Annotated in this window: 8 protein-coding genes; 2 read left to right on the top strand and 6 right to left on the bottom strand. The window is 67.7% G+C overall.

Going from position 1 to position 25,723, the window contains the following annotated elements; genetic code table 11:
• Nucleotides 1-245: 245 nt before the first annotated feature.
• Genes ACSVIK_RS17590 through ACSVIK_RS17580 form a run of 3 tightly spaced genes read right to left on the bottom strand, consistent with a single transcriptional unit; the run spans nt 246 to nt 5,844 of the window.
• Nucleotides 246-3,293 carry an efflux RND transporter permease subunit gene (locus ACSVIK_RS17590; protein WP_442445535.1) on the bottom strand — a complete coding sequence of 1,016 codons (3,048 nt, stop codon included), beginning with the start codon at nt 3,291-3,293 and terminating at the stop codon, nt 246-248.
• A complete protein-coding gene (locus tag ACSVIK_RS17585; RefSeq protein ID WP_442445534.1) occupies nt 3,290-4,396 on the bottom strand; it encodes an efflux RND transporter periplasmic adaptor subunit in 1,107 nt (368 codons plus the stop codon). Before ACSVIK_RS17585 ends, ACSVIK_RS17590 begins: the two co-directional genes overlap by 4 nt.
• On the bottom strand, nt 4,393-5,844 hold the full coding sequence (locus ACSVIK_RS17580; protein ID WP_442445533.1) for an efflux transporter outer membrane subunit: 1,452 nt from the start codon (nt 5,842-5,844) through the stop codon (nt 4,393-4,395). Before ACSVIK_RS17580 ends, ACSVIK_RS17585 begins: the two co-directional genes overlap by 4 nt.
• Nucleotides 5,845-6,092: 248 nt before the next feature.
• Between ACSVIK_RS17580 and ACSVIK_RS17575 the strand changes: the two genes are divergently transcribed.
• Nucleotides 6,093-6,491 (top strand): hypothetical protein, encoded by a 399-nt coding sequence (locus ACSVIK_RS17575; protein WP_442445532.1) that lies wholly within the window; start codon nt 6,093-6,095, stop codon nt 6,489-6,491.
• A 62-nt stretch (nt 6,492-6,553) separates the two neighbouring features.
• On the opposite strand, the gene ACSVIK_RS17570 is transcribed toward ACSVIK_RS17575, so the two are convergent.
• Genes ACSVIK_RS17570 through ACSVIK_RS17560 form a run of 3 tightly spaced genes read right to left on the bottom strand, consistent with a single transcriptional unit; the run spans nt 6,554 to nt 9,533 of the window.
• Complete coding sequence (locus ACSVIK_RS17570) at nt 6,554-7,165, bottom strand: aspartyl/asparaginyl beta-hydroxylase domain-containing protein (protein ID WP_442445531.1); 612 nt, start codon at nt 7,163-7,165, stop codon at nt 6,554-6,556.
• Nucleotides 7,166-7,179: 14 nt separating this feature from the next.
• Nucleotides 7,180-8,550: an MFS transporter gene (locus ACSVIK_RS17565; protein ID WP_442445530.1), complete on the bottom strand. Its 1,371-nt coding sequence runs from the start codon at nt 8,548-8,550 to the stop codon at nt 7,180-7,182.
• A complete protein-coding gene (locus tag ACSVIK_RS17560) occupies nt 8,547-9,533 on the bottom strand; it encodes a cupin-like domain-containing protein (protein WP_442445529.1) in 987 nt (328 codons plus the stop codon). Before ACSVIK_RS17560 ends, ACSVIK_RS17565 begins: the two co-directional genes overlap by 4 nt.
• A gap of 194 nt (nt 9,534-9,727) precedes the next feature.
• Here ACSVIK_RS17560 and ACSVIK_RS17555 point away from each other — a divergent pair, with 194 nt between their 5' ends.
• Nucleotides 9,728-25,723: a non-ribosomal peptide synthase/polyketide synthase gene (locus tag ACSVIK_RS17555; protein ID WP_442445528.1), complete on the top strand. Its 15,996-nt coding sequence runs from the start codon at nt 9,728-9,730 to the stop codon at nt 25,721-25,723.

Here is a 25,723-nt window from a genome sequence, read left to right as displayed (position 1 = left end):
AGTGACTCGCCCGGGAGGGCGAAACCAAAAACATCAACAAAAACGCGGCAAGCCGGAACAAGCACCCGAACAAGCAACAAGCACCCACACAAACCTGCCAGTCCGGTATCAACCAGGCATTCCCCATGAATAGGCTCGGTAGCCAGCTTTAGCCGCGCGACGGCCTGATGTTCACAGCAGATAGCGAATGTCCTGGCCCTTGCGCGGCAGTTCAGGCCCTGATCGGACGGCGGCACATGCAGACCTCACCCCATGCCCAGCCGCCGTTTCAGGCACTGCAGCACGTCGTCCACCCAGGTAAAGATCACCGGCACCACCAGCAGGCTCAGCACGGTCGAGGCCAGCAGGCCACCCATCACGATCACCGCCATCGGCTGACGGAATGCCGGGTCTTCGCCGAAGCCCAGGGCGGTGGGCAGCATGCCGCCGCCCATGGCCAGGGTGGTCATGATGATCGGCCGCGCACGCTTGTGGCAGGCATCGACCAGCGCGTCGTAACGGCTCATGCCCAGTTCACGGCGCGCGACGATGGCGTACTCCACCAGCAGGATGGAGTTCTTGGTCACGATGCCCATCAGCATCAGGAAACCGATCACCGACGGCAGCGAGAAGCTCATGCCGCACAGGATCAGCGCCAGCAGCGCGCCGCCCAGCGACAGCGGCAACGCCGAAAGAATGGTGGCCGGCTGCATGAAGTCATGGAACAGCAGCACCAGCACGGCATACACGCACAGCACGCCGATGGCCATCGCCAGGCCGAAGCTGGCGAACAGCTCGGTCATCAGTTGCAGCTCGCCCTGCTCGACGATCTTCACCTGCTCAGGCAGATGCTGCATGGCCGGCAACTGCCGCGCCTCGGCCATCACGTCGCCGAGGTTACGACCATTGAGTTCGATCGACAGGGTGATGTTGCGCAAACGATCCAGACGGGTGATCTGCGCCGGGCCACTGCCCATGCTCAGCTCGCCCAGCGAGGCGAGCGCCACCTGGCCGTCATGGCCGGCGACCCGCAACTGGCCGATCAGGCCCAGGTCGTGACGCACCGCCGGATCCATGCGCACCCGCACATCCACCTGGCGCTGTGAAAGGTTGATCTTGCCCAACTGCGAGCTGTACTGCCCGTAGGTGGCCATGCGCAGGGTATCGGCAATGGCCTGGCTGGTGATGCCGAGGGCGGCAGCACGCGCCGAATCCGGGTGCATCTGGATCTCCGGGCGTTGCAGGGCACTGCTGGAGGACACCGTGCCGATGCCAGGAATCTGCCGCAATTGCGGCTCCAGCGCCTGTGCGGTGCGCTCCAGCAGGTCGCCGTCGTCACTGGCCAGGACGAGGCTGAGCTTTTCGCCGCTGCTGTCACCACCGACGTCGACGCGCACCCCCGGCAGGCTGCGCAGGGCCTGGCGCATCTTCGCCTCCACTGCGCTCTGCCTGAGCGAACGCTGGTCGCGGGGCACCAGCTCGACGGTCAGCACCGCATCGCCGGCGCCGATGATGCCTGCCGCGCCTGCAGCGGAGCTTTTTGCCGAACCGACCACCGCAAACACATGCGCCACCTCGGGGATCGCCCGCAGGCGCTGATCCGCCTGCCGGGTGATCTGCGCAGTCTGCTCCAGCGTGGTACCCGGCGGCATCTCCAGCATCACCTTGCTGGTGCCACTGTCCTGCGCGGGCAGAAAGCTGGTGGACAGCCAGGGGATCAACCCCAGGGTGCCAATGAAGAACAGGGTCACGGCCAGAAAGGTGGCGCGGCGCCGTGTCAGCGTCAGGTGAATCCAGCCCAGGTAGCGCTGCATCAGCGGGCTGTCGCGCTCGGGCTCATGGCGAGCCTTGAGGAAATAGGCGGCCATCATCGGCGTCAGCACCCGCGCCACCAGCAGCGAAAACAGCAGCGCCACCGAAGCGGTCACGCCAAATTGGCGGAACAGCTTGCCCACCACGCCGCCCATGAAGGCGGTGGGCAGGAACACCGCCACCAGGGTGAAGGTCGTGGCCAGTACCGCCAGGCCGATTTCCCCGGCGGCCTCGCTGGCGGCGCGGGCCGGCGGCGTGCCACCGCGCAGGTGGCGGGCAATGTTTTCGATCTCGACGATGGCATCGTCCACCAGCACCCCGATCACCAGCGCCAGGGCCAGCAGCGAGATGGTATTGAGCGTGAAGCCCGCCAGGTACATCACCCCGAAGGTCGGCAGGATCGACAGCGGCAACGCCGTGGCGACGATCAGCGTGGCGCGCCAGTCGCGTAGGAACAGCCCGACCACCAGCACCGCCAGCAGCATGCCCTCATACAGAAGGTGCATCGAGTCGTGGTAGTTGGCCAGAATCGGCCGCACCGTATCGCTGACCTCGGTGATCTTCACCTGCGGGTGCTGGGCCTGGAAGCTGGCCATCGCCTCGCGTGCGCCCTGCGCCACCTCCACGTCGGAAAAGCCCAGCGAACGGGTCAACTGCACACCGATCACCGGCTTGCCGTCATGAAAGGCCAGGCTGCTGCGCTCGGCGTGGCCGTCGCGGACAGTGCCTAGCAGGCTCAGCGGTAACATCCGCCCGTCCGCGCTGGGAATCGCCAACCTGCCCAGTGCCGCCGGATCGTCGATTGCGCCCAGGGTGCGTACCGCCTGCTGACCGCTGCCCAGGTTGCCCTGGCCACCCGAGTTGTCCTTTTGCACGGCCCTGAGCTGGGCGTCGACCTCGGCCACGCTGACGCCCAGCCCGGCCATCAGTGCGGGGTCGAGGTCCACCTGAATCTCGCGATCGACACCGCCACTGCGGGCGATCTGGGCGATGCCGGGAACGCTCAGGAGCTTTTTCGCCAGGTCATTATCGACGAACCATGACAACGCCTCCTCGTCCATCCCTGGCGCCTCGACCACGTAGCTGAGCAATGGCGCAGCGCTGGTGGTCAGGCGCGACACCGACGGCGTGTCGAGGTTGGCCGGCAGCTCCGGCATGGCGCTGTCGACGGCGTTGCGCACCTCCATCAGCGCTTCGTCGCCGTCCTTGTCGATTTCGAAGCTGACGCTGATGGTCACCGCGCCATCGGTGATCACCGTATTCACGTGCTTGAGCAGGCGCAGCGAGGTCAAGCGATCCTCCAGCTTGCGCGCCACCTCGGTTTCCAGCTGTTCGGGGGCGGCACCTTCCAGGGAAGCGGTGATGTTCACCACCGGCAGATCCATGTCCGGGAAGTCCTGGATGGGCAGGCGCTCGAAGCCCAGCCAGCCGAACAGCGTCAGCACGATGAACAGCAGCACACCCGGTACCGGGTAGCGAATCGACCAGGCTGAAAGGTTCATGGTGTGTCGCCTGCGCCAGGTACCACGCTGACCTTGGCGCCGTCGGCCAGGAATGCACCGCCGCTGCGCACCACCGGGGTGTCCGCATCCAGGCCGCTGAGCACTTCGACGGCCTGCTGCTGGCGCCGGCCCAGGGTCACCAACCGCTGCCTGACGTGCTGGTCGGCAGCGACGGTGAACACATACGAACGCCCGTCGCGCAGCACCACCGCCGAATCCGGCAGGGTCAGCGCATCACGGGTCGGCAGCTCGATCTGGCCACTGGCATACATGCCGGCCTGGGCTGGGCTGCCGACCGGCAGCGCGACATAGACCAGCGCACGGCTGGTCTTGGCATCGAGCGCGGGTGACACCAAACGCACCTGGCCGGTGACTTGCCGACCATCGGGCAACTGCACCCGGGCAACCTGCCCTACCTGAACCTGCGGCAATTGCCGGGCGTCCAGCTCGGCCTGCCACTCGATGCGGTTGCCGCGGATCATGCGAAACAGTTCGTCGCCAGCGGCCAGCACCTTGCCGAGCATCGCCGTACGTGACGAAATGACCCCGTCGTCGACGGCCAGGATCCGGGTCTGGCCGAGATTGATGCGGGTCGCCCGCAAGTCGGCTTCGGCGCTGGCCAGTTCGGCCTTGGCCACCGCCACCTGGATGCGGTACTGCTCGCGCTGCTGGTCGGACAGCGAGCCGCCCTGCCCCACGACGTTCGCGCGGCGGTCGTTGGAGCGGGCCTGTTCCAGGTTGGCGCGAGCCTGAGCCACGGCGGCCAGATGTTTCTGTTCCTGGGCCTGGACGGTTTCCGCCGCCAGGGTCGCCAGAACCTGGCCTTTCTTCACCTGGCTGCCGACATCGGCGTTCAGGCTGGCAATACGCAAGCCACTGGTTTCGGCGTCGATCACCGCCTCCTGCCAGGCCGCCAGCGCGCCGCTGGCCTGTAATACACCAGGCCACTGCTGCAGCCGAGGTTTGACCACCTCCACGCTCAGGCTGCTGACCGCTTCGCTCGGTGCGGCGTTTTCCGGCGGCGGTGTGCAACGGCTCAGCAGCAGCGCCATCCCGCCGATGCCGGCAGCAGCCAGCAAGGTGTTACGCATCCAGGGCTTCATCCGCCACCTCCCGGCAACGAAGACGGCTGGCGGGCCAGCGGAGCATCGGGCTGCCAACCGCCGCCCAGGGCTTTGTAGAGATCGATCCAGTCACGCACCTGGTTCTGCTGCAGGGTGATGAGCTGGATATCGGCTTGCAGCGCCTGGCGACGCGCCGTCTCGCGATCCAGCAGGCTGGCATTGCCAGCCTGCCAGTTGCGGTCGATGGCCTCGAAGGAGGCCTGGTAACCCGCGCTGGCCCGCTCGGCCGAGGCTTCGCGGCGGCGGCTGGCGTCCAGCCTTACCAATGCCTGTTCCACTTCCATTACCCCAGTGCGCAGGGTTTGCCGATAGGCCGCCACCGCCGCGGCATAGGCCGCCTCGGCGCCGCGCTGGGTGGCCAGGCGGCGGCCGCCGTCAAGCAGCGGTAGCGAGATGCTCGGCCCCAGGGTCCAACTGCGGTTGACCTGGCCAATCTGCGCGCCGGCAGTGAACGTGCCCAGCAGGCTCAGGCTGGGCAGGCGGTCGGCCTTGGCCACGCCGATTTCGGCATTGGCGGCGGCCATTTCCCGCTCGCGTGAAGCAATGTCGGGACGTTGCCGGATCAGGTCCGCCGGGATCTGCGTGACCTGGAGCTGCGCGGGCTGCGGCAGGCGGGCCGGCACCGAGCCGAGCACGCTGAGCACACGCGGTTCATCGCCGCCGGTCAGGGCGACCAGACTCTTGACCAGCAACTGGCACTGCGCCTGCTGCTCGATCAACGCCGACTGGCTGCTGGCGGCACTGGCGTCGGCCAATGCGGCGTCGGCGCTGGAAATCAACCCGGCCTGCAGGGAGTGCCGGGTGGCCTCGGCAGTGGCCTGCTGCGAGCGTAGCTGCTCCGCGTAGCGCTGGCTGAGCAACTGGCAGCCGCGGTATTGCACGTAGTCATTGGCCACCTGCGCGGCCAGCGACACGCGTGCGTCGTGCCAGTCGTCGACCCGCGCCTCCAGGCGTGCCTGGCCGGCCTCGTTGTTGCGCCGCAGCTTGCCGAACAGGTCCAGCTCCCAACTGGCATCGAGGGTCTTGGCATAGCCTGAGCCACCGACCTTCTGCTGGCCCTGGCGCCGACCGCCACGGCCGACCTGGTATTGACCGTTGACCTGGGGCCAGGCATCGGCCTCACGGCTGCCCAGGGTGGCCCGCGCCTGGGCGATATTGGCCCAGGCCTGATCCATGCTCGGGCTGTCGGCCTCGGCCAGGCGCAACAGCTGGGTCAGCGCCGGATCGTTGAACTGCTGCCACCACTGCTGCAGCCCGCTGACCGTGCCGCCATGCGGCAACGGCGCGTGCCATTGCGGGTCGAGCGGAACCTGCGGACGCTGGTAGTCCGGGCCCAGCATGCAGCCGTTCAAGGCAAGCGCAGTGCAGGCCCAGGCCAGTAACGGCAGGCGTTTGAGAGGGTCGAGGCGATACGTGAATGAGGGCATGGAAGAAATTAGACCTGCCGCCCCGAAACGCGTCTGTCACCAGAAACCGGGACAACCTCGGCAGCGCTCGCCAGCTTTTCTGTCCCGGCTTCAGGTGTCAGACACCTGTGCTCAACAATGATCAACTGGCAAACCTGCGATTCCCAAGACGCACCCATCCGTTGGCCAGCAGTCGAAGCCACCTGATGCCATTGCTGCCATAACGCTGCTGCCCCCACTGCGCGGCGTGACCGTCCGGAGTTCAGCCCATGTCCCAAACCCAAGATGTTGCCCTGCGCTTATGTGAAACCGTCAGTCGCTATCGGCACCTGGCCGAGCAGTTGCCAGCGCCGATATGCCTGAGTTTCCTGGCCCGTGAAGGTGAACCGGCCCCCAAGGAAGCCAGCCACAGCGTGCGTGCCACCGAGCGCGCGCTGAACTCCGTACTGCTGCGGGTGGGTGTGCGCCCGGTGTACTACGTGCATGGCCTGGCGCAGGCGTTGAGCGAAGACGAATGCCTGCTCAGCACCCAGCTGTGCCAGGCACTGGATTACACCTACACGCATTTCGATGAAGCGGAGAATTGCAAGACCCTGGCGCGGGTGGTCAAGGCGTTCGATTTCGACAACGCCAGCGCCGCGCGCGAGCCTGTTCCTGGGGCGGTATAAAGCGCCCGGCCATCCGCTCCGAACAGTGCCGACACCGTCCGGGGCGGTTGACAGAGCCTGGTTCAGGCAACCATGTGCTGTTCGCGATAGAACTCCATGTACAGCACCGTGCGATGGCCTCGCGAGGCGTTCACGGCGAAATGATCCAGCGAGCCGTCGAAGATCGCCAGGTTGCCGTTGGTGCTCTGGTTGAAGCTGCCGTTCACGTTCAGATAGGCGTAGTTCTGCTCCAGCGGTGCATCGACGGTCAGTTGCATGTGCAGCAGCCCCTCTTCCCAGGTGCCGGTGTGCGCATGGGTGCCGAGGAACACATTAGGCTCCATGCGCAGCAGCGCGCACAGTTTGATGCCAGGCACCTGGGCCAGCAGGTCGAGGGTACGCGGCATCGCTGCGCGGGCGTGGGGAATGGGCGTGTCGTAGGCCACCAGACCGTACTGGGTCCATTCGGGCATGGGCTGCATGTTGTCGCCCCAGCCCCACAGCCAGCCGTATTCGCCGCCGGCCTGCATGTGCTGGTCGACCTCGTCAACGATTTCGGTGATGGACTTGCCGACCCGGTTGATGGTCAGCGTCGGGGCGTCGAGGGCGAGGAATTCCTGGCGTATCACTTCCCAGTTGTTGGCCAGGCGCTGCAGGTGTGGAAAGCGGCTGGTGTCATAAAACGAGGGGCGCATCGGGGGTCTCCTTCTCAGTGAGCATGCTCAGCGTTCGAGCTGGTCAAGGGTGACTGCCCGGCCTCGGGCTGTCTGTCATGTGAAACCGGTACAGTCCGGCCGAGCCGACGCATGGCACCCGACGCCAGCAGGAGCAGCACCAACAGCCCCAGCAGCGCGCCCAGGCTTGCCAGCAGCAGGCCCACGCCGCGCCCTGCTCCCGTGCCCAGCCAGGGGCCCAGCGCGGCCGCATAGGCCCCGCCGGGCTGCATGGCCGGTTGCAGCCAATGGTCGACGGCGAAGCCGGCCAGCAGTGTCAATACGCTGGTCGTGGTGATGGTCAGCATGCTGATCAGGGCGAACACGCTGGCACGGCTGGCGGCGCCCAGGTTGCGCATCCACAGAGCGTTCACGCAGGCATCGGCGATACCGGCCATGCAGATGGCGATGAACACCAGCGGGTAATAGGCCCACGGCTGGGCGACCCAGCCCAGGCCGATGACACAGGCGGCCAGCACCGCGTCGGCCAGGGTGGCGCTGACCAGCAGGTTGCGCGGCTCACCCAGCAGGATCAGCACACCGGCCGCGGCCAGGCCGCCCAGCGCCGCCCAGGTGTAGGCCATGCCCAGCACCTGGCTGCCGAGGGTCGAAAGCAGCAAGGGCGTCATCATCAAGGTGGCTACCGCCAGCACGGCGCCGCGCGCCATGGTGTAGACCAGCAAACCCAGCAAGGTTCGGCGACTGGCCAGAAACCTCAGCGCCAGACGCACATGCCCCTGAGCGCTGTCGGTCGTCGTTTCCGCTCGGCCCTTGTCGACCACGACCCGGCGCAAACCGGAGAACGCCTTGACCACCAGCAGCGAGCCGGCGCAGTAGGCGATCAGGTCGACCATCAGGATGGTCACCAGCCCCGACTGCGCCATGATCGCCCCGGCCAACAGGGGGGCTACCAGAGCCGAGGTGTTCTTGCTCAGGCTGCTCAGGCCCGAGGCTTTGGTGAACTTGCCGGGTTTCACCAGCAGGCTGACTGCCGCCTGGTAGGCCGGCTTGCGAAAGGCGCTGACCACCGACGCCAGGGCGTTGAAGATATACAGGTGCAGGGGCTGCAGACGATCGGCCCACAACAGCGTCATCAGGCCCAGCAACAGCGTGGCGAGGGTCAGGTCGCAGCACAGGATGATCGCCCGATGACTGAAGCGGTCGGCCAACCCGCCGGCCAGCGGCAGGAACAGCACCGCCGGCAGGGTCGCGGCCAGCACCGCGTTGGCGAAGGCCACGGTGGAACCGGTGTGGTTGTAGATCCAGACGCCCAGGGCGAATTCCATCAGCGCGGTGCCCACCACTGCCAGCGATTCGCCGCTCCACAGCCAGTAGAAGCCCCGCCCCAGGTCGAAGCGCCCGCTCATGCCGCCATCCGTCTGCAGCCGGCAGCCAGGCGCCAGGCCAGGGAGTAGCCCACCGCAGCGGCCACCAGCGGCGCATAACGCGAGAACAGATAGGTGCGCAGTACCCGGCGGGCGATCGGCGAACGGATGTCGCCGCTGACGTGCAAGGGGGTACGGAAGGTCGCCGCCACCGTGGCGCCGTAGGCTTCGTCCAGCGACTGCACGGCATGCCACCAGTACACCGGGATATACAACGCATCGCCCGGCTCCACCACGGTGCGCAGCGGTTGCAGGGCCTGGGTACCGGGAAAGCGCTCGGTGTCGATGTCGTACAGCCGCCCGGTGTCTTCGATCACCGGACGCAAGGCGCGCCAGGCCGCTTCGTCAGGCGGCAGGATCAGCACCTCCTTGGCGCCCACCACCTGGGCCATGAAGGTCTCGTCGGTGACGTGGAAATGCCAGTCGGTGTACGAGTCGCGATACAGAAAGCTGCGGTGCGCCGGGTAGGCCAGCGACTTGCCCAGGGTCGGCATGAACGGCAGCCCGCCCACATCCTGCTGCATCGGTTCGATGGCCGAGCCTTCGCTGAAGCGGCAACTGTCTGCGACCCATGGCCCGCTGCCGACCGTCAGGCCGTCGAGAAACTCATGAAAGGGCATGTCGCGGTACACGCTGTTGGCGTAGGCCGTGAGTTCCGCCTTGACCTCTGGCCGGGCCCAGCCGATCACCTCGGGCACCACCTGCGAGCGCACCACCACCGGTTTGTTGTGCGAATGCCGGGCCAGGTAGTCCAGCGCCTGCCAGCGCTCGAACGCCGGCCAGTGGCGCACCGCATTGCGCACCAGGCACGGACGGTTGCGGTTCACGAAGTGATGGGTGAAGTCGGCGCGGCTGATGCTCAGCGCGTCGACTTCGTCCACCGCGCCGCAGTGGGCGTAGTTGGGAAAGCGCGACAGGCTCCAGAACTTGTTCGCCGGCTGCGCGAGCGATTGGGGCAGTGACATGTTCGCCTCGTGATGGCTCTGAACGAGGCCCTAGGTATAACAGCCCGCCCCGGCTTCTCCCCGGCATGTATGGCGGTTGTCCCAGCTTTCCGTGACAGCCATGGCCAGGCGGATGCTCTAGCTTTTTCAGCCACTGAAGAAGGGGGTTGCCCCCGTCAACCTCCCCGCCTTTGAGCCTACGCAGGTGCTTTGAGATGACCGATACCCCGCGCACGCACGACACCACTTTTCATCCGCTGGCCTCCGTGCAGCAAGGCATCTGGCTCGATCAGATCGCCCACCCCGGCTTGCCTTACTACAACATCGGCATGTCGCTGGAGATCCGCGGCAAGATCGATGTCGCGCTGTTCGAGAAAGCCCTGGAAATGGTCGCCAACCGCCACGACACGCTGCGCCTGAGCTTCAGCCAGGAAGGCGGTCTGGGCCGTCAGTGCGTACTGCCCGAGGTCAAGGTCAAGCTCAAGGTGGTGGAGTTCAGCGAGGCCGATGACGACGCCGGCGTGGCCATGGCCTACCTGCGTGAAGCGTTTCGCCAGCCCTTCGAGAGCCTCACCGGGCAGTTGTGGGAAGCCCAGCTGGTGCGCTGCGGGCCGAATCGCCATTACTGGCTGGCGCGCTATCACCACCTGGTCATCGACGGTATCGGCGTGGCACTGCTCGGCCACGCAGTGGGCACTGCCTACAACGCCCTGCTGGCCGGCAGCGAAGAGGTTCCCGATGGGCATTCCTACCTGGATTTCGTCGCCGACGACCAGGCCTACCTGCAATCGAGCCGCTACGAGCGCGACCGGCAATTCTGGCAGGACACCTTCGCCGAGCTGCCGCCGGCCTTGCTGCAACGCCGCGCCGATTACCGCGCCAGTACCCAGGCCGGGCAACTCGCACCGAGCGAACAGGTGCAGTGCATGCTGCCGCGCGCACTGTACAACGCCCTGGGGCAGTTCGCCGGCGAGCACAAGCTGTCGCTGGCCCACGTGCTGATCAGCGTGGTGGCGATCTACTTCAGTCGCACCGAGGGCGTCGATGATCTGGTGATCGGCATGCCGGTGCACAACCGCACCACCGCCAAGGCCAAGGCCACCTCCGGGATGTTCTCCTCGGTCAGCCCCATCCGCCTGGCGGTGCAGCCAGAGGCCTCGCTGCTGGAACTGATGCAGGCGGCCAACGCCCAGTTGCGTCGCTGCTACCGCCACCAGCGCTTCCCCATCGCCGACCTGAACCGCCTGCTGGGCCTGGCCCGGCTGGGCCGACGCCAACTGTTCGAGGTTTCGCTGTCGTTCGAAAGCCTCGACGGCGACGACCAGTTCGGCGGCACGGCGTCGCGGGTCATCACCATGGACAACGGCTACGAACAGACGCCCATGGCCATCTTCGTCCGTGACTACCACCCCTTCGAAGACGTGCACCTGGACTTCAACTTCAACACCGCTTACTTCAGCAGCGAACAGGCCCGGCACTTCCAGCAGCGCATCGTGGCGATGCTCGAAGCCGTGCTGGAGCACGCCGAAACCCCCGTGGCGCGCTTCCCGTTGATGAGTGCGGCCGAGCAGCGTCGTGTGCTGGAAGACTTCAACCCCGCGCCGCAGCCGTACCCTGAGCACCTGCTGGTTCATGGCCTGTTCGAAGCGCAGGTCGTGCAGCAACCGCAGGCCTGTGCACTGCGCGGCGACAGCGGCCCGTTGCTCAGTTACGACGCGCTCAACCGCCAGGCCAACCGGCTGGCGCATCGCCTGATCGAGCTGGGCGCCGGCCCCGATGCGCGGGTCGCGGTATGCCTGGAGCGCGGCCCGCAACTGGTGATCGCCCTGTTGGCCACGCTCAAGGCCGGCGCGGCCTACGTGCCCATCGACCCGGCCCTGCCGGCCCAACGCCAGGCCTACATGCTCGATGACAGCGCACCCATGGCGTTGCTCAGCACCCAAGCCCTGGCCGAGGGGCTGCCCGCCAGCAGCGCTCCGCTGCTGCTGATCGACACGCTGGATCTGACCAGCCAGCCTGACAGCAACCCCAGCGTGGCCGGCCTGACCCCGCAGCACCTCGCCTATGTGCTGTACACCTCCGGCTCCACCGGCCTGCCCAAAGGGGTGATGAACGAGCACGCCGGGGTGGTCAACCGCCTGCTCTGGGCGCGTGATTACCACGGCGTGGAGGCCAGCGACCGGATCCTGCAGAAAACCCCGTTCGGCTTCGACGTCTCGGTGTGGGAATTCTTCCTGCCCTTGCTGGCCGGTGCCGAGCTGGTGCTGGCGCGTCCCGGCGGCCACCAGCAGCCCGAATACCTGGCCGAACTGCTGCACCAGGCCGGCGTGACCATGCTGCACTTCGTGCCCTCGATGCTCGAGGTATTCCTGAAGCAGCCTGGCGCCCTGCACTTCCCGACCTTGCGCCGCGTGCTGTGCAGTGGCGAGGCCTTGCCCCGCGCCCTGCAGCAGCGTTTCGAGAGCCGTCTGGCCGGCGTGGAGCTGCATAACCTGTATGGCCCCACCGAAGCGGCCATCGACGTCACCGCCTGGCAGTGCCGTGCGGACGACGCGGGCGACAGCGTGCCCATCGGTCGCCCGATCAGCAATATTCAGATGCTCGTGCTCGATGCGTTGCACCAGCCCCTGCCGATTGGCGTGGCCGGTGAACTGCACATTGGCGGTATCGGTGTGGCGCGGGGTTACTTCAACCGCCCTGAGCTGACCGCCGAGCGTTTCGTGCAGACGCCGCTGGGCCGCCTGTACAAGACCGGCGACCTGGGCCGCTGGCGCGCCGACGGGGCTCTGGAGTACCTGGGCCGCAACGACTTCCAGGTGAAGATCCGCGGCTTCCGGATCGAGCTGGGCGAGATCGAAAGCGCCCTGCTGGCCTGCGACGGCGTGCGCGAAGCGGTGGTGATCGCCCGTAACGACACAGGCGACAGTGACGCCACCCGCCTGGTGGCCTACCTGTGCGGCACCCCACCGGACGCCGCGCAGTTGCGTGCCGCGTTGCTCGACCGCCTGCCGGAGTACATGGTGCCCAGCGCGTTCGTGGTGCTGGAGCAGTTGCCGCTGAACAGCAACGGCAAGCTCGACCGCCGTGCCCTGCCCGCCCCTGGTGCCGACGCCCTGGCCAGCCAGGCCTACAGTGCGCCAGAAGGCGAGACCGAACAGGCCATCGCGCAGATCTGGCAAAGCCTGCTGGGCGTCGAACGAGTCGGCCGTGACGACGGCTTCCTGGCCCTGGGTGGCCATTCGCTGCTCACCGTGCAATTGCAGGCCCGCCTGCTGCAGGAGCTGGGCGTGCAGCTCGACCTGCAGACCCTGTTCGCCCAGCGCTCGCTGCGTGAGCTGGCCGAGTGTGTGGCTCAGCAGGAGGCCAAGGCCTCGGCTTGCGACAGCCAGGCCATTGCGCCCATCTCCCGCGAACAGCCCGTGCCGCTGTCGCTGGCGCAGCAGCGCCTGTGGTTCCTCGACCAGCTCGACCCGGCGGCCAGCCAGGCCTACCACATGCCTGCCACCCTGCACCTGCGTGGCGAGTTGAACGTGGACGCGCTCAAGCAGGCGCTGAACCGCATCGTCGCCCGCCACGAAAGCCTGCGCGCCCGCTTCCCGCAGGCCGGCAGCGTGCAGTTCGCCCCAGCCGACTGCGGCTTCAGCCTGGTCGAGCACGACCTGCGCGGCCAGCCGGCAGAGGCCGTCGAGCAGCAGCGGGCCGAGGAAGCGCGCACGCCGTTCGACCTCGGCCAGGGCCCGCTGGTACGTGGTCGCCTGCTGCGCACTGCCGATGACGAGCACCTGCTGCTGGTCACCCAGCACCACATCGTCTCCGATGGCTGGTCGGTGGCGGTGATGATCGGCGAGTTCAATCGCCTGTATGCCGCGTTCTGCCAGGGCCAGCCGGATCCACTGCCGCCGCTGGCACTGCAATATGCCGACTACGCCGCCTGGCAACAGCAGCAGTTGCAGGGCGAGCGCCTGCAACGCCAACTGGCGTTCTGGCAGCAGCACCTGAACGGCGCCCCGGCGCTGCTGGAACTGCCCGCCGACCGCCCACGCCCCGCTGAACAGAGCTACCGTGGCGCCGCCCTGCCCCTGCAATTACCCGCAGAACTCAGCGAGCGCCTGCGCCAGTTCAGCCAGCGACAGGGCCTGACCCCCTTCATGACCCTGCTGGGTGCCTGGTCGATCCTCCTCTCGCGCCTGAGCAATCAGACGCAAGTGGTAGTCGGCACCCCCGTCGCCAACCGCACCCGCCAGGAAACCGAGGCGTTGATCGGCTTCTTCGTCAACACCCTGGCCTTGCACCTCGACCTGTCCGCTCACAACCGCGTCGACGAGCTGCTGGCGCATATCAAGGCCACCACTTTGCAGGCCTACGAGCACCAGGCGGTGCCGTTCGAGCAAGTGGTCGAAGCCCTGCAACCGGAGCGCAGCCTGGGCCACAGCCCGCTGTTCCAGGCCATGCTGGTGCTGGGCAATACGCCGCAAGACCAGGCCATCGCCCTGCCGGGCGTCGAGCTGACCGCGCTGACGCCCGAGGCCAGCACCACCCAGTTCGACCTGACCCTGGCGCTGAACGACGACGGCCAGACCTTCAGCGGCCAGTTCGAGTACGCCACCGATCTGTTCGACGAAAGCACCATCGCCCGCTGGCGCGAGCACCTGCTGCGCCTGCTCGACGCCATGCTGGCCAGCGCCGAGCAGCCGCTGGCGACCCTGCCCCTGCTGAGCGACGCCCAGCGCCACCAGCTCCTCAACCACCTCAATCCACCCGCCACCGCCTTCGACGAAAGCCAATGCGCACAGCAGGCCTTCGAGGCGCAAGTGCAGGCACGCCCGCAGGCCATCGCCCTGGAGGCCGAGGGCCAGGCACTCAGCTATGCCGAGCTCAATGCCCGCGCCAACCGCGTGGCGCACCGCCTGATTGCCCTGGGGGTTCGCCCGGATGACCGCGTGGCGCTGCTCACCGAACGCAGCCCGGCGATGATCGTCGGCGTGCTGGGCATACTCAAGGCCGGTGGCGCCTACGTACCGCTGGATCCCAACTACCCCGGCGAGCGCCTGCAACACATGCTCGACGACAGCGCACCGAAGGTATTGCTGACCCAGGCGGCACTGGCCCAGCGCCTGCCGACGCCAGCACTGGCCCAACTGACCCTGGAAAGCTGTGACCAGGGCGACAGCCATGACCCGCAGGTCGAAGGGCTGAGCAGCCGCCACCTGGCCTACGTCATCTACACCTCCGGCTCCACCGGCAAGCCCAAGGGCGTGATGATCGAACACCGCTCGTTGTGCAACCAGATCGCCGCGCTGCAGGAGCGCTATGGCCTGAACCCTCAGGATCGGGTGCTGCAATTCGCCAGCCTGGCCTTCGACATGTCCGTGGAAGAGATCTTCGGTGCGCTGTTCAGCGGCGCCACCCTGGTGTTGCGCAGCGATGCCTGGATCGCCGGCAGCGCGGCCTTCGCCAGCCTGTGCGAACAGCATGCGATCAGCGTGGCCAACCTGCCCACGGTGTTCTGGCAGCAACTGGCCCGCGACAGCCACGTGCCCATGCCGAACTGCCTCCGCCAACTGATGATCGGCGGCGAGGCGGTGAGCAAACAGGCCGTGGCGCAGTGGTTCCAGCGCAGCGGCCATCGCCCGCAATTGTTCAATGCCTATGGCCCGACCGAAGCCACGGTGAATGCCTCGGTGCGCCTGATCCGCAGCGCCGGCGACGATTTCCGCAGCATCGGCGAGCCGCTGCGCAACACCCAACTGCATGTGCTGGATGCCGCCGGGCAACTGGTGCCGCTGGGTGCGGTCGGGGAAATCCATATCGGTGGCGTGGGCGTGGCCCGCGGTTATCTGAACCGTGCTGAACTCAGCGCCGAACGCTTCATTGCGGACCCGTTCAGCACCGCTGCCGATGCGCGCCTGTACAAGACCGGCGACCAGGGCCGCTGGTGCGCCGACGGCACCCTGCATTACCTGGGGCGCAATGACGACCAGGTGAAGATCCGCGGCTTCCGTGTCGAACTGGGCGAAATCGAGAGCGTGCTCGCCAGCTACCCCGGCGTGCGCGAGGCGGTGGTCGTGGCCAGGCCCGCCGAGACCGGCGGCCAGCGACTGATTGCCTACCTGTGCGGCGAACCGGTGGCCATCGAACAACTGCGCGAACACCTGCTGGCGTCGCTGCCCGAATACATGCTGCCCAGCGCCTGGGTGCGCCTGGAAACCCTGCCGTTGACCCCCAACGGCAAGCTGGATCGCAAGGCCCTGCCCGCCCCCGGCCAGGACGCCTTTGCCAGCCGCGCCTACGAGGCGCCGCGCGGCGCCCTCGAGCAACGCCTGGCCCAACTGTGGCAGGACCTGCTGGGCGTCGAACAGGTCGGCCGCCACGACCGTTTCTTCGAGTTGGGCGGCCACTCGCTGCTGGCGGTGAGCCTGATCGACCGGCTGCGCGAACAGGGCCTGCACACCAGCGTACGCACCGTGTTCAGCACCCCGACCCTGTGGGAAATGGCGCAGAGCATCAACCGTGCACCGCAAACCGCCTTCAGCGCCCCGGCCAACGGCATTGCCGCCGGTTGCACCGAGCTGACCCCGGACATGCTGCCACTGGTGCAGATCAGCCAGGAACACCTGGACAGGCTGCTGGCCGACGTGCCCGGTGGCGCCGCCAACGTGCAGGACATCTACCCGCTGGCACCCTTGCAGCAAGGCATGCTGTTCCACCATCTGCTGGGGCACCAGGGTGATGCCTACCTGGTGCGCTCGATGATCGAATTCGACAGCCGCGCGCATCTGCAGGCCTTCACCGCCGCGCTGCAACAGGTCATCGACCGCCACGATGTGCTGCGTACCGCAGTGCACTGGGCCGGCCAGGCTCAGCCGCTGCAAGTCGTGCAGCGTCAGGCCAGCCTGCCGGTCACCCCCTTGGCCGACCTGGGCGGTCTGAGCGCTCGCCAGGCCCTGGAACAGGCCAGCGACCCACGCAGCCTGCGCCTGAACCTCACCCAGGCGCCGCTGATGCACGCCTGGAGCGCCGAAGAACCCGACAGCGGGCGTTGCTGGCTGGCACTGCTTGACCACCACCTGATCAGCGACCACGTTTCGCTGGCCATTGTCCTGGAAGAAGTCCAGGCGCTGATGCAGGGCCAGACCAGCGCCCTGCCGGCGCCGGTGCCGTACCGTGAGTTCATCGCCCACCTGCAAAGCCTGCCGGCTGACAGCCACACCGAGTATTTCCAGCGCCGCCTGGCCGATATCGACACACCCACCGCGCCATTCGGCCAGCTCGATGTACAGGGCGATGCGGCCAGCGTGCACGAGGCGCACCGGCGCCTGCCGAACGCACTGGCCGAGCGCCTGCGCAACTGCGCGCGCCAGGCCCAGGTGACTCCGGCGGTACTCTTCCATGTCGCCTGGGCCCAGGTACTGGCGCGCTGCACCGGGCAGTCGGATGTGGTGTTCGGTACCGTGCTGGCCGGCCGCTCGCAGGGTTCGCTGGGGGCCGGTCGTGCCCTGGGCGTGTTCATCAATACCCTGCCGCTGCGGGTGGCCTTGCAAGGCCGCAGCAGCCAGGCGCTGCTCGCAGACACCGCTGCCGACCTGGCCGAACTGCTGCGCCATGAACAGGCCCCGTTGACCCAGGCACAGCGCTGCAGTGTGGTCGCCGCCCCGCTGCCGCTGTTCACCACCCTGCTCAACTATCGCCACCAGACCGAAGGTGGCTCGCTGGCCAACGATGGCGCGGTTCTGGCCTGGGACGGCGTGCAGGTACACAGCAACGAAGCACGCACCAACTACCCGATCGAAGTCGCGGTGGGTGACGAGGGCCTGGGCTTCTCCATCAGTGCCCAGGCCGTGGCGGGCATTGATCCGGCGCGGGTCGCCCAGTATCTGGAGCAGGCCGTGTCCTCCCTGGTCGATGCCCTGCAGCACGACCCGGCACGCCCGGCCCAGACCCTGGAGGTGTTGCCCGACACCGAGCGCGAGCAACTGCTGCACGGCTTCAACCACAGCGCCGAGGATTTCGGCGCGGTGCGCCCGCTGCACCAGCAGTTCGAGCAACAGGCCGAGCAGCAGCCCGACGCCACGGCGCTGGTTCATGAGCAGCAACAGCTCAGCTACCGCCAGCTCAACCGCCGCGCCAACCACCTGGCTCGTCAGTTGCTGGCCCTCGGTGTGCAGCCCGACGACCGCGTGGCGCTGTGCGCCGAGCGCAGCCTGGAGATGATCGTCGGCGTGCTCGCCGTGCTCAAGGCCGGTGCCGCCTATGTGCCACTGGACCCGGCCAACCCCACCGAGCGCATGGCCTTCCTGCTCGCCGACAGCCAGCCTTGTGCGCTGCTGGCCCAGGCCGCCCTGACGCTGCCGCCAGTCAGCGTGCCGCGCCTGGCGCTGGACACCGCCGAATCCCTGGCCGCTATCGACGACTCCGGCTACGACAGCAACCCGCAGGTGCCCGCACTCACCCCTGAACACCTGGCCTACGTCATCTACACCTCCGGCTCCACCGGCCAGGCCAAGGGCGTGATGGTCGAGCACCGCTCGCTGTTCAACTTCAGCCAGGTGCTGGCGCGTACCACCCACAGCCATTGCAGCGCGCAAGCGCGGGTGGCGCTGAACGCCGGCTTCTACTTCGACATGTCGCTCAAGGGCATCTGCCAGCTCGGTGCTGGCCACTGCCTGGTGATCGTGCCGCAGCACCTGCGCGCCAGTGGCCAGGAGCTGCTGGACTTCCTCGAAGCCGAGCAGATCCAGGCGTTCGACTCCACCCCTTCGCAACTCGACGGCCTGCTCGCCGCCGGGCTGCTCGAGCGTGAACGCTACAAACCGCGCAGCGTGCTGCTGGGTGGCGAGCCGATCAACGCCGCGACCTGGGCACGCCTGCGTGCCTGCCCGAGCATCCACTTCTACAATATGTACGGGCCGACCGAAGGCACCGTGGACGCCAGCCAGGGCCGGATCGCCGACCTCGGCGAACAGCCGAGCATCGGCCGCCCGCTGGCCAACGTGCAGCTCTACGTGCTCGATGCTCTGGGCCAACCAGCACCGATTGGCGTGGCCGGTGAGCTGCACATCGGCGGTGCCGGTGTGGCACGCGGTTACCTCAACCGCCCGGAACTGACCGCCGAGCGTTTCGTGCAGACGCCGCTGGGCCGCCTGTACAAGACCGGCGACCTGGGCCGCTGGCGCGCCGACGGCACCCTGGAGTACCTGGGCCGCAACGACTTCCAGGTGAAGATCCGCGGCTTCCGCATCGAGCTGGGTGAGATCGAAAGCGCCCTGCTGGCCTGCGACGGCGTGCGCGAAGCGGCGGTGCTCGCCCGCGATGGCAAGCAACTGGTCGCCTACCTGTGCGGCACGCCTGCCGATGCTTCAACCCTGCGCGCTGCGTTGCTCGAACGCCTGCCGGAGTACATGGTGCCCAGCGCATTCGTGGTGCTGGAGCAGTTACCGCTGACCGCCAACGGCAAGCTCGACCGCCGCGCCCTGCCTGCCCCGAGCGCCGACGCCCTGGCCAGCCAGGCCTACCGTGCGCCAGAAGGCGCAACCGAACAGGCCATCGCGCAAATCTGGCAAGCCCTGCTGGGGGTCGAACAGGTGGGCCGCGACGACAACTTCCTGGCCCTGGGTGGCCATTCGCTGCTGACCGTGCAATTGCAGGCCCGCCTGCTGCAGGAGCTGGGCGTGCAGCTCGACCTGCAAACCTTGTTCGCCCAGCATTCGCTGCGTGAGCTGGCCACCTATGTGGAGCAGGCCAAGCCGACCGAACTCCAGGCCATCGAGCTGGTTTCTCGGCATAAACCCGTGCCGCTGTCGCTGGCGCAACAGCGCCTGTGGTTCCTCGACCAGCTCGACCCGGCGGCCAGCCAGGCCTACCAGATGCCTGCCGCCCTGCACCTGCGTGGCGAGCTGAACGTGGACGCGCTCAAGCAGGCGCTGGATCGTATCGTCGCCCGCCACGAAAGCCTGCGCGCACGCTTTCCGCAGGCCGGCAGCGTGCAGTTCGCCCCGGCCAACTGCGGCTTCAGCCTGGTCGAGCACGACCTGCGCGGCCAGCCGGCAGAGGCCGTCGAGCAGCAGCGAGCCGAGGAAGCACGCACGCCGTTCGACCTCGGCAATGGACCACTGGTACGTGGCCGTCTGCTGCGCACCGCCGATGACGAGCACCTGCTGCTGGTCACCCAGCACCACATCGTCTCCGACGGCTGGTCAGTCGCGGTGATGATCGGCGAATTCAACCGCCTCTACGCTGCCTTCTGCCAGGGCCAGCCGGATCCACTGCCGCCGCTGGCACTGCAATATGCCGACTACGCCGCCTGGCAACAGCAGCAGCTGCAGGGTGAACGTCTGCAACGCCAACTGGCGTTCTGGCAGCAGCACCTGAACGGTGCCCCGGCGCTGCTGGAGCTGCCCGCCGACCGCCCACGCCCCGCCGAGCAGAGCTACCGTGGTGCGGCCCTGGCCGTGCAGTTGCCGAGCGAGCTGAGCCAGCGCCTGCGCCAGTTCAGCCAGCAACAGGGCCTGACCCCCTTCATGACCCTGCTGGGTGCCTGGTCGATCCTGCTCTCGCGCCTGAGCAACCAGGCGCAAGTGGTGGTCGGCACCCCCGTCGCCAACCGCACCCGCCAGGAAACCGAGGCGCTGATCGGCTTCTTCGTCAACACCCTGGCCCTGCGCCTGGATCTGTCCGCCCACAACCGCGTCGACGAGCTGTTGGCGCATATCAAGGCCACCACCCTGCAGGCCTACGAGCACCAGGCGGTGCCGTTCGAGCAAGTGGTCGAAGCCCTGCAACCGGAGCGCAGCCTGGGCCACAGCCCGCTGTTCCAGGCCATGCTGGTGCTGGGCAATACGCCGCAGGATCAGGCCATCACCCTACCGGGCGTCGAGCTGACCGCGCTGACGCCCGAGGCCAGCACCACCCAGTTCGACCTGACCCTGGCACTGAACGACGACGGCCAGACCTTCAGCGGCCAGTTCGAGTACGCCAGCGACCTGTTCGACGCGAGCACCATCGCCCGCTGGCGTGAGCACCTGCTGTGCCTGCTCGACGCCATGCTGGCGAGCGCCGAGCAGCCCGTGACGGCGCTGCCGCTGCTGACGCCGGCCCAAGCTGCGCAACAGCAAAAGGCCTTCAGCGGCCCGCAGGTGGCCCTGGACGAGCGCGCCGAACGCCTGCCGCAGCGGGTGTTCCAGGCCCAGGCGGCACGCACCCCAGACGCCCTGGCGGTGGTCAGCGCCAGCGAGCGCTGGAGCTATGCGCAACTCAATGCCCGCGCCAACCAGGTCGCCCATTGGCTGATCGGCCAGGGCGTGGGCGCGGATGACACCGTCGGCCTGTGCGCCAGCCGCAGCCCGCAGATGGTTGCGGGCCTGCTGGGCATTCTCAAGGCCGGTGCCGCCTACGTGCCACTGGATGCCAACTACCCCGCCGAGCGGCTGGCCTACATGCTCGCCGACAGCGCCCCCCGCGCGCTGGTCTGCGAGGCTGGCCTGAGCCTGCCGGGCGCCGACGGTCTGCCGACCCTGGTGCTCGGCAGCGCCGACCAGCAACGGGCCGCCAGCCAGGATCCGCAGGCGCCTGCGCCGAGCTTCGAGCAACTGGCCTACGTGATCTACACCTCCGGCTCCACCGGCAAGCCCAAGGGCGTGATGGTCGAACATCGCGGCCTGCGCAATCTGCTCGACTGGTACCTGCAGGACCTGGCCCTGGACGCCAATGACGCGGTGCTGCTGGCTTCTTCCTACAACTTCGACCTGACCCAGAAGAACATCCTCGCGCCACTGATGGTCGGTGCCGCCCTGCACCTGGCCACCGAGCCGTTCGACCCAGTGGCCATTGTGGCGCACATCCATAGCGCCGCTATCAGCCACCTGAACCTTTCGCCCAGCGCCTTCCGTGCGCTGGTCGAAGCCGACCCCGAGCAACGCATGGCCGGCCTCAGGCGCGTGGTTCTGGGCGGTGAGCCGATCCAGTTGAGCGTGCTGGAAAAGCTCGCCCAGCCGCGGCCACAGTTCATCAACAGCTATGGCCCCACCGAGTGCAGCGATGTGGTGGCCTGGCATCGCCTCGACAGCGATCTGGAACACTACCGTGAGCAGCTCATCCCGATTGGCCTGCCGATCCGCAACCTGCACCTGCATGTACTCGACGCGCACGGCCAGGTGCAGCCGATTGGCGTGGCGGGAGAAATCCACATCGGCGGCGCCGGTGTGGCGCGCGGTTACCTCAACCGCCCCGACCTGACCGCCGAGCGTTTCATCGATACGCCACAGGGTCGCTTGTACAAGACCGGTGACCTGGGCCGCTGGGCGGCCGATGGCACCCTGCACTACCTCGGCCGCAACGATGAACAACTGAAGATTCGCGGCCTGCGCGTCGAGCCGGGCGAGATCGAAGCGGCACTCACCAGCCTGCCTGGCGTACGTGAAGCCGCGCTGGTGGCCCGCGACAGCGACCAGGGCAAACAGCTTGTGGCGTACCTCTGTGGTGAGCCGGGCGAGCCTGCGCAACTGCGCGAAGCGCTGGCCAGCCAGTTGCCGGCGCACATGCTGCCGGCGGCCTTCGTGACCCTGCCAACCCTGCCGCTGACGCCCAATGGCAAGCTCGACCGCCGCGCGCTACCCGAGCCCGACGCCAAGGCCTGGGCCAGCAGTGCCTACGAGGCCCCGCAAGGGCCGCTGGAACAGGCGCTGGCCGGCCACTGGCAGGCCCTGCTGGGCGTGCCGCAGGTGGGTCGCCACGACAACTTCTTCGCCCTCGGCGGGCATTCGATGATGGCCGTGAGCCTGATCGAACGGCTGCGCGGGCAAGGTCTGAACGCCGACGTACGCACACTGTTCAGCGCCCCGACCCTCAAAGCTCTGGCTCAGGCGCTGAGCGACAGCCACGGCCAGCACTTCCGTGCCCCGGCCAACGCCATCCCGGCCGGCTGCACCGCCCTCACCCCGCACATGCTGCCGCTGGTGGACCTCAGCCAGGCGCAGCTCGACCAGTTGAGCACGGCGGTAGCGGGTGGCGCGGCGAACATCCAGGACATCTACCCGCTGGCGCCGCTGCAGCAAGGCATCCTGTTCCACCACATGCTCGGCCAGCAGAGCGATGCCTACCTGGTGCGTTCGCTGCTGGAATTCGCTGACCGCGCCGCACTGGACGCCTTCCTGGCGGCCCTGCAGCAGGTCATCGACCGCCATGACATCCTGCGCACCGGCGTGCACTGGGAAGGTCTGCCGCAGGCCGTGCAGGTGGTGCAGCGCCAGGCCAGGTTGCCGGTGCAACTGCTGGAGCTGCAGGCCGAAGGCGATGCACTGGAACAACTCAAGGCGCACACCGAGCCGGCGCGCACTCGCCTGGATCTGCGCCAGGGCCCGCTGATGCGCGCCTGCATCGCCCAGCAGCCGGGCAGCGAGCGCTGGCTGCTGGCCCTGCTCAACCACCACATGGCCAGTGACCACGTCACCCTGGAAACCGTGCTGGAAGAGATCCACACCTTGCTGCACCGGGCCGATGCGCCGCTGCCACCCGCGCAGCCGTTCCGTGACTTCATCGCCCAGGCCCTGGCCACCCCAGCCGAGGTTCACGAAGCCTATTTCACCGCGCGCCTGAGCGATATCGACACACCGACGGCGCCGTTCGACGAGTTCGACGTGCAGGGTGATGGCAGCCTGCTGGAAGAGGCCGAGCTGGCGCTGAACGACGTGCTGAACCAGCGCCTACGCAGCCAGGCCCAGGCGCTGGGCGTGACCCCGGCGGCGCTGTTCCACGTGGCCTGGGCGCAGGTTCTGGCACGTTGCACCGGCCTCGACGACGTGGTGTTCGGCACCGTGGTCAGCGGCCGCCTGCAAGGTTCGGCGGGCGCCGAGCATGCCCTGGGGGTGTTCATCAACACCTTGCCGGTGCGCGTGTCGGTGGCCGGCCAGGCTGCCCGGGCACAAGTATTGGCGACGCATCAGGATCTGATCGAACTGCTGGCCCACGAACAGGCGCCGTTGGCCCTGGCCCAGCGTTGCAGTGGCGTGGCCAGTGGCGTGCCGCTGTTCACCAGCCTGCTCAACTACCGCCATCAGCGTGATGACCGCCAACTGCAATGGCCTGGCCTGCGCATCCTCGGCAGTGCCGAGCGCAGCAACTACCCGCTGGCACTGTCGGTCAACGACCATGGCCACGCCCTGAGCCTGACCGTGCAGTGCCTGCCGGCCATGTCGGCGACGCGTATCGGGCAGATGATGTTGCGGGCTCTGCAGACCCTCAGCCAGGCGCTGGCCAGCCAGCCTGAGCAGCCGCTGGGCGAGCTCGATGTGCTACCGGTCCAGGCCCGTGAGCAGGCGCTGACCTGCAGCAATGTCGAGGCGCAGGCCTTCCCCGGCGACCCATGCATCCAGCACCTGTTCGAAGCGCAGGTGCGGCAGACGCCACAGGCCATTGCCGTGCAGGCGGGAACGCACTGCCTGAGCTACCTGCAGCTCGACGCTCAGGCCGACCAACTGGCCCGTCAGTTGATCGCCGAAGGCGTGCTGCCCGGTGAGCTGGTGGCGCTCTGTGTAGCACGTGGCGCGGCGATGATCGTCGGCCTGCTGGGCATTCTCAAGGCAGGGGCGGCCTATGTGCCGCTGGATCCGGCCTACCCTTCGACACGCCTGAGCGCCATCGTCGAAGACGCGCGACCACGCCATGTGCTGGCCGATGCCACAGGCCGCGAAGCCCTGGGCAGCCTGCCCGCAGGCAGCCGCTACCTGATGCTCGAACAGGCCCTGAGCAGCGCCCCGCAAACGGGGCCCGCCGCGCCTGAGAACGGCGCGCTGAGTTCCGCCAGCCTGGCTTACGTGATCTACACCTCGGGCTCCACCGGCACACCGAAGGGCGTGATGATCGAGCACCGCCAACTGGTGGCCTCCACCCGGGCGCGCCTGCAGGTGTATGGCACCTCGGCCGAGCGGCGCTTCCTGCTGCTCTCTTCGGTAGCCTTCGACAGCTCGGTGGCCGGTATCTTCGGCAGCCTGTGCAGCGGCGACACCCTGTGCATCGCCTCGACCGAGCAGGCCCGTGACCCGCTGGCCCTGGCCGAGCTGATCGAAGCCCAGTCGATCACCACCCTGCTGTGCGTTCCGTCACTGGCGCGGCCGTTGCTGGCCAGCCTGTCGCCTGCCAGCAGCCTGCGCGAAATGATCGTCGCCGGCGAGGCCTGCCCGGCCGACCTGGCCCAGGCCTGTGCGGCACGGGAACCAGCCCTGACGCTGTACAACGAATACGGCCCGACCGAAGCCACCGTGTGGGCCAGCGTGCACCGCTGCGGCGCCGATGAACAGGGTACGGTTCCGATTGGTCGTGGCATTCCCAATGCACGCCTGTACGTGCTCGATCCGCAGGGGCGCCCGGTGCCCCAGGGCGTGGCCGGTGAACTCTACGTGGGCGGCGCGGGCGTGGCCCGTGGCTACCTGGATCAGCCGGCGCTGAGCGCCGAACGCTTCCTGGACGACCCGTTCTCGGAGGGTGCGCAGGCGCGCATGTACCGCACCGGTGACCGGGTGCGCCAGCGTGCGGATGGCGCGCTGGAATTCCTCGGGCGCCTGGATCAGCAGATCAAGCTGCGCGGCCTGCGCATCGAGCCGGGCGAGATCGAGGCACGGATGCTCAGCTTGGCGGGCGTGCGTGAGGCGCTGGTGATCGCCCGGGAAGACACCCCCGGCGTGCCGCGCCTGGTGGCCTACCTGAGCATCACCGGGGAGCTGCCTGATGCACCGGCGACCCTGCGCGAGTATCTGGGTGAACACCTGCCGGCCTACATGGTGCCAGCCGCCTTCGTGGTGCTGGAGCGCCTGCCGCTGAGCCCCAACGGCAAGGTGGACCGCAACGCCCTGCCGGCGCCTCGCAGCGACGACTTTTCCAGCCGCGTGTTCGAGGCAGCGCAAGGTGAAACCGAAACCGAACTGGCGCGCATCTGGGCCGAGTTGCTGGGCCTGGAACGCGTCGGCCGCCACGACCACTTCTTCGAGCTGGGCGGGCATTCGCTGCTGGCCGTGCAGGTGACCCTGCAGGCTCGACAAACCTTCGGTGTCGAGGTGCCGCTGCGCGAGATGTTCGAGCACCCCACGCTCGCCGCCCTGGCCGACCTGATCAACACCCTGCAACTGGCGCAGTTCAGCGCTGAACAACTGCTCGAGCTGGAGGGCCAGATGGCCTCGCTCAGCGAAAGTGAACTGCTTGCCCTCGTTTCCAAGGATGCCTGA

It is taken from the genome of Pseudomonas sp. NCHU5216, assembly GCF_052156495.1.
Taxonomy (GTDB): domain Bacteria; phylum Pseudomonadota; class Gammaproteobacteria; order Pseudomonadales; family Pseudomonadaceae; genus Aquipseudomonas.
Note: the sequence above shows the minus strand (reverse complement) of the source record. Positions and strands in the feature narration are given on the sequence as shown.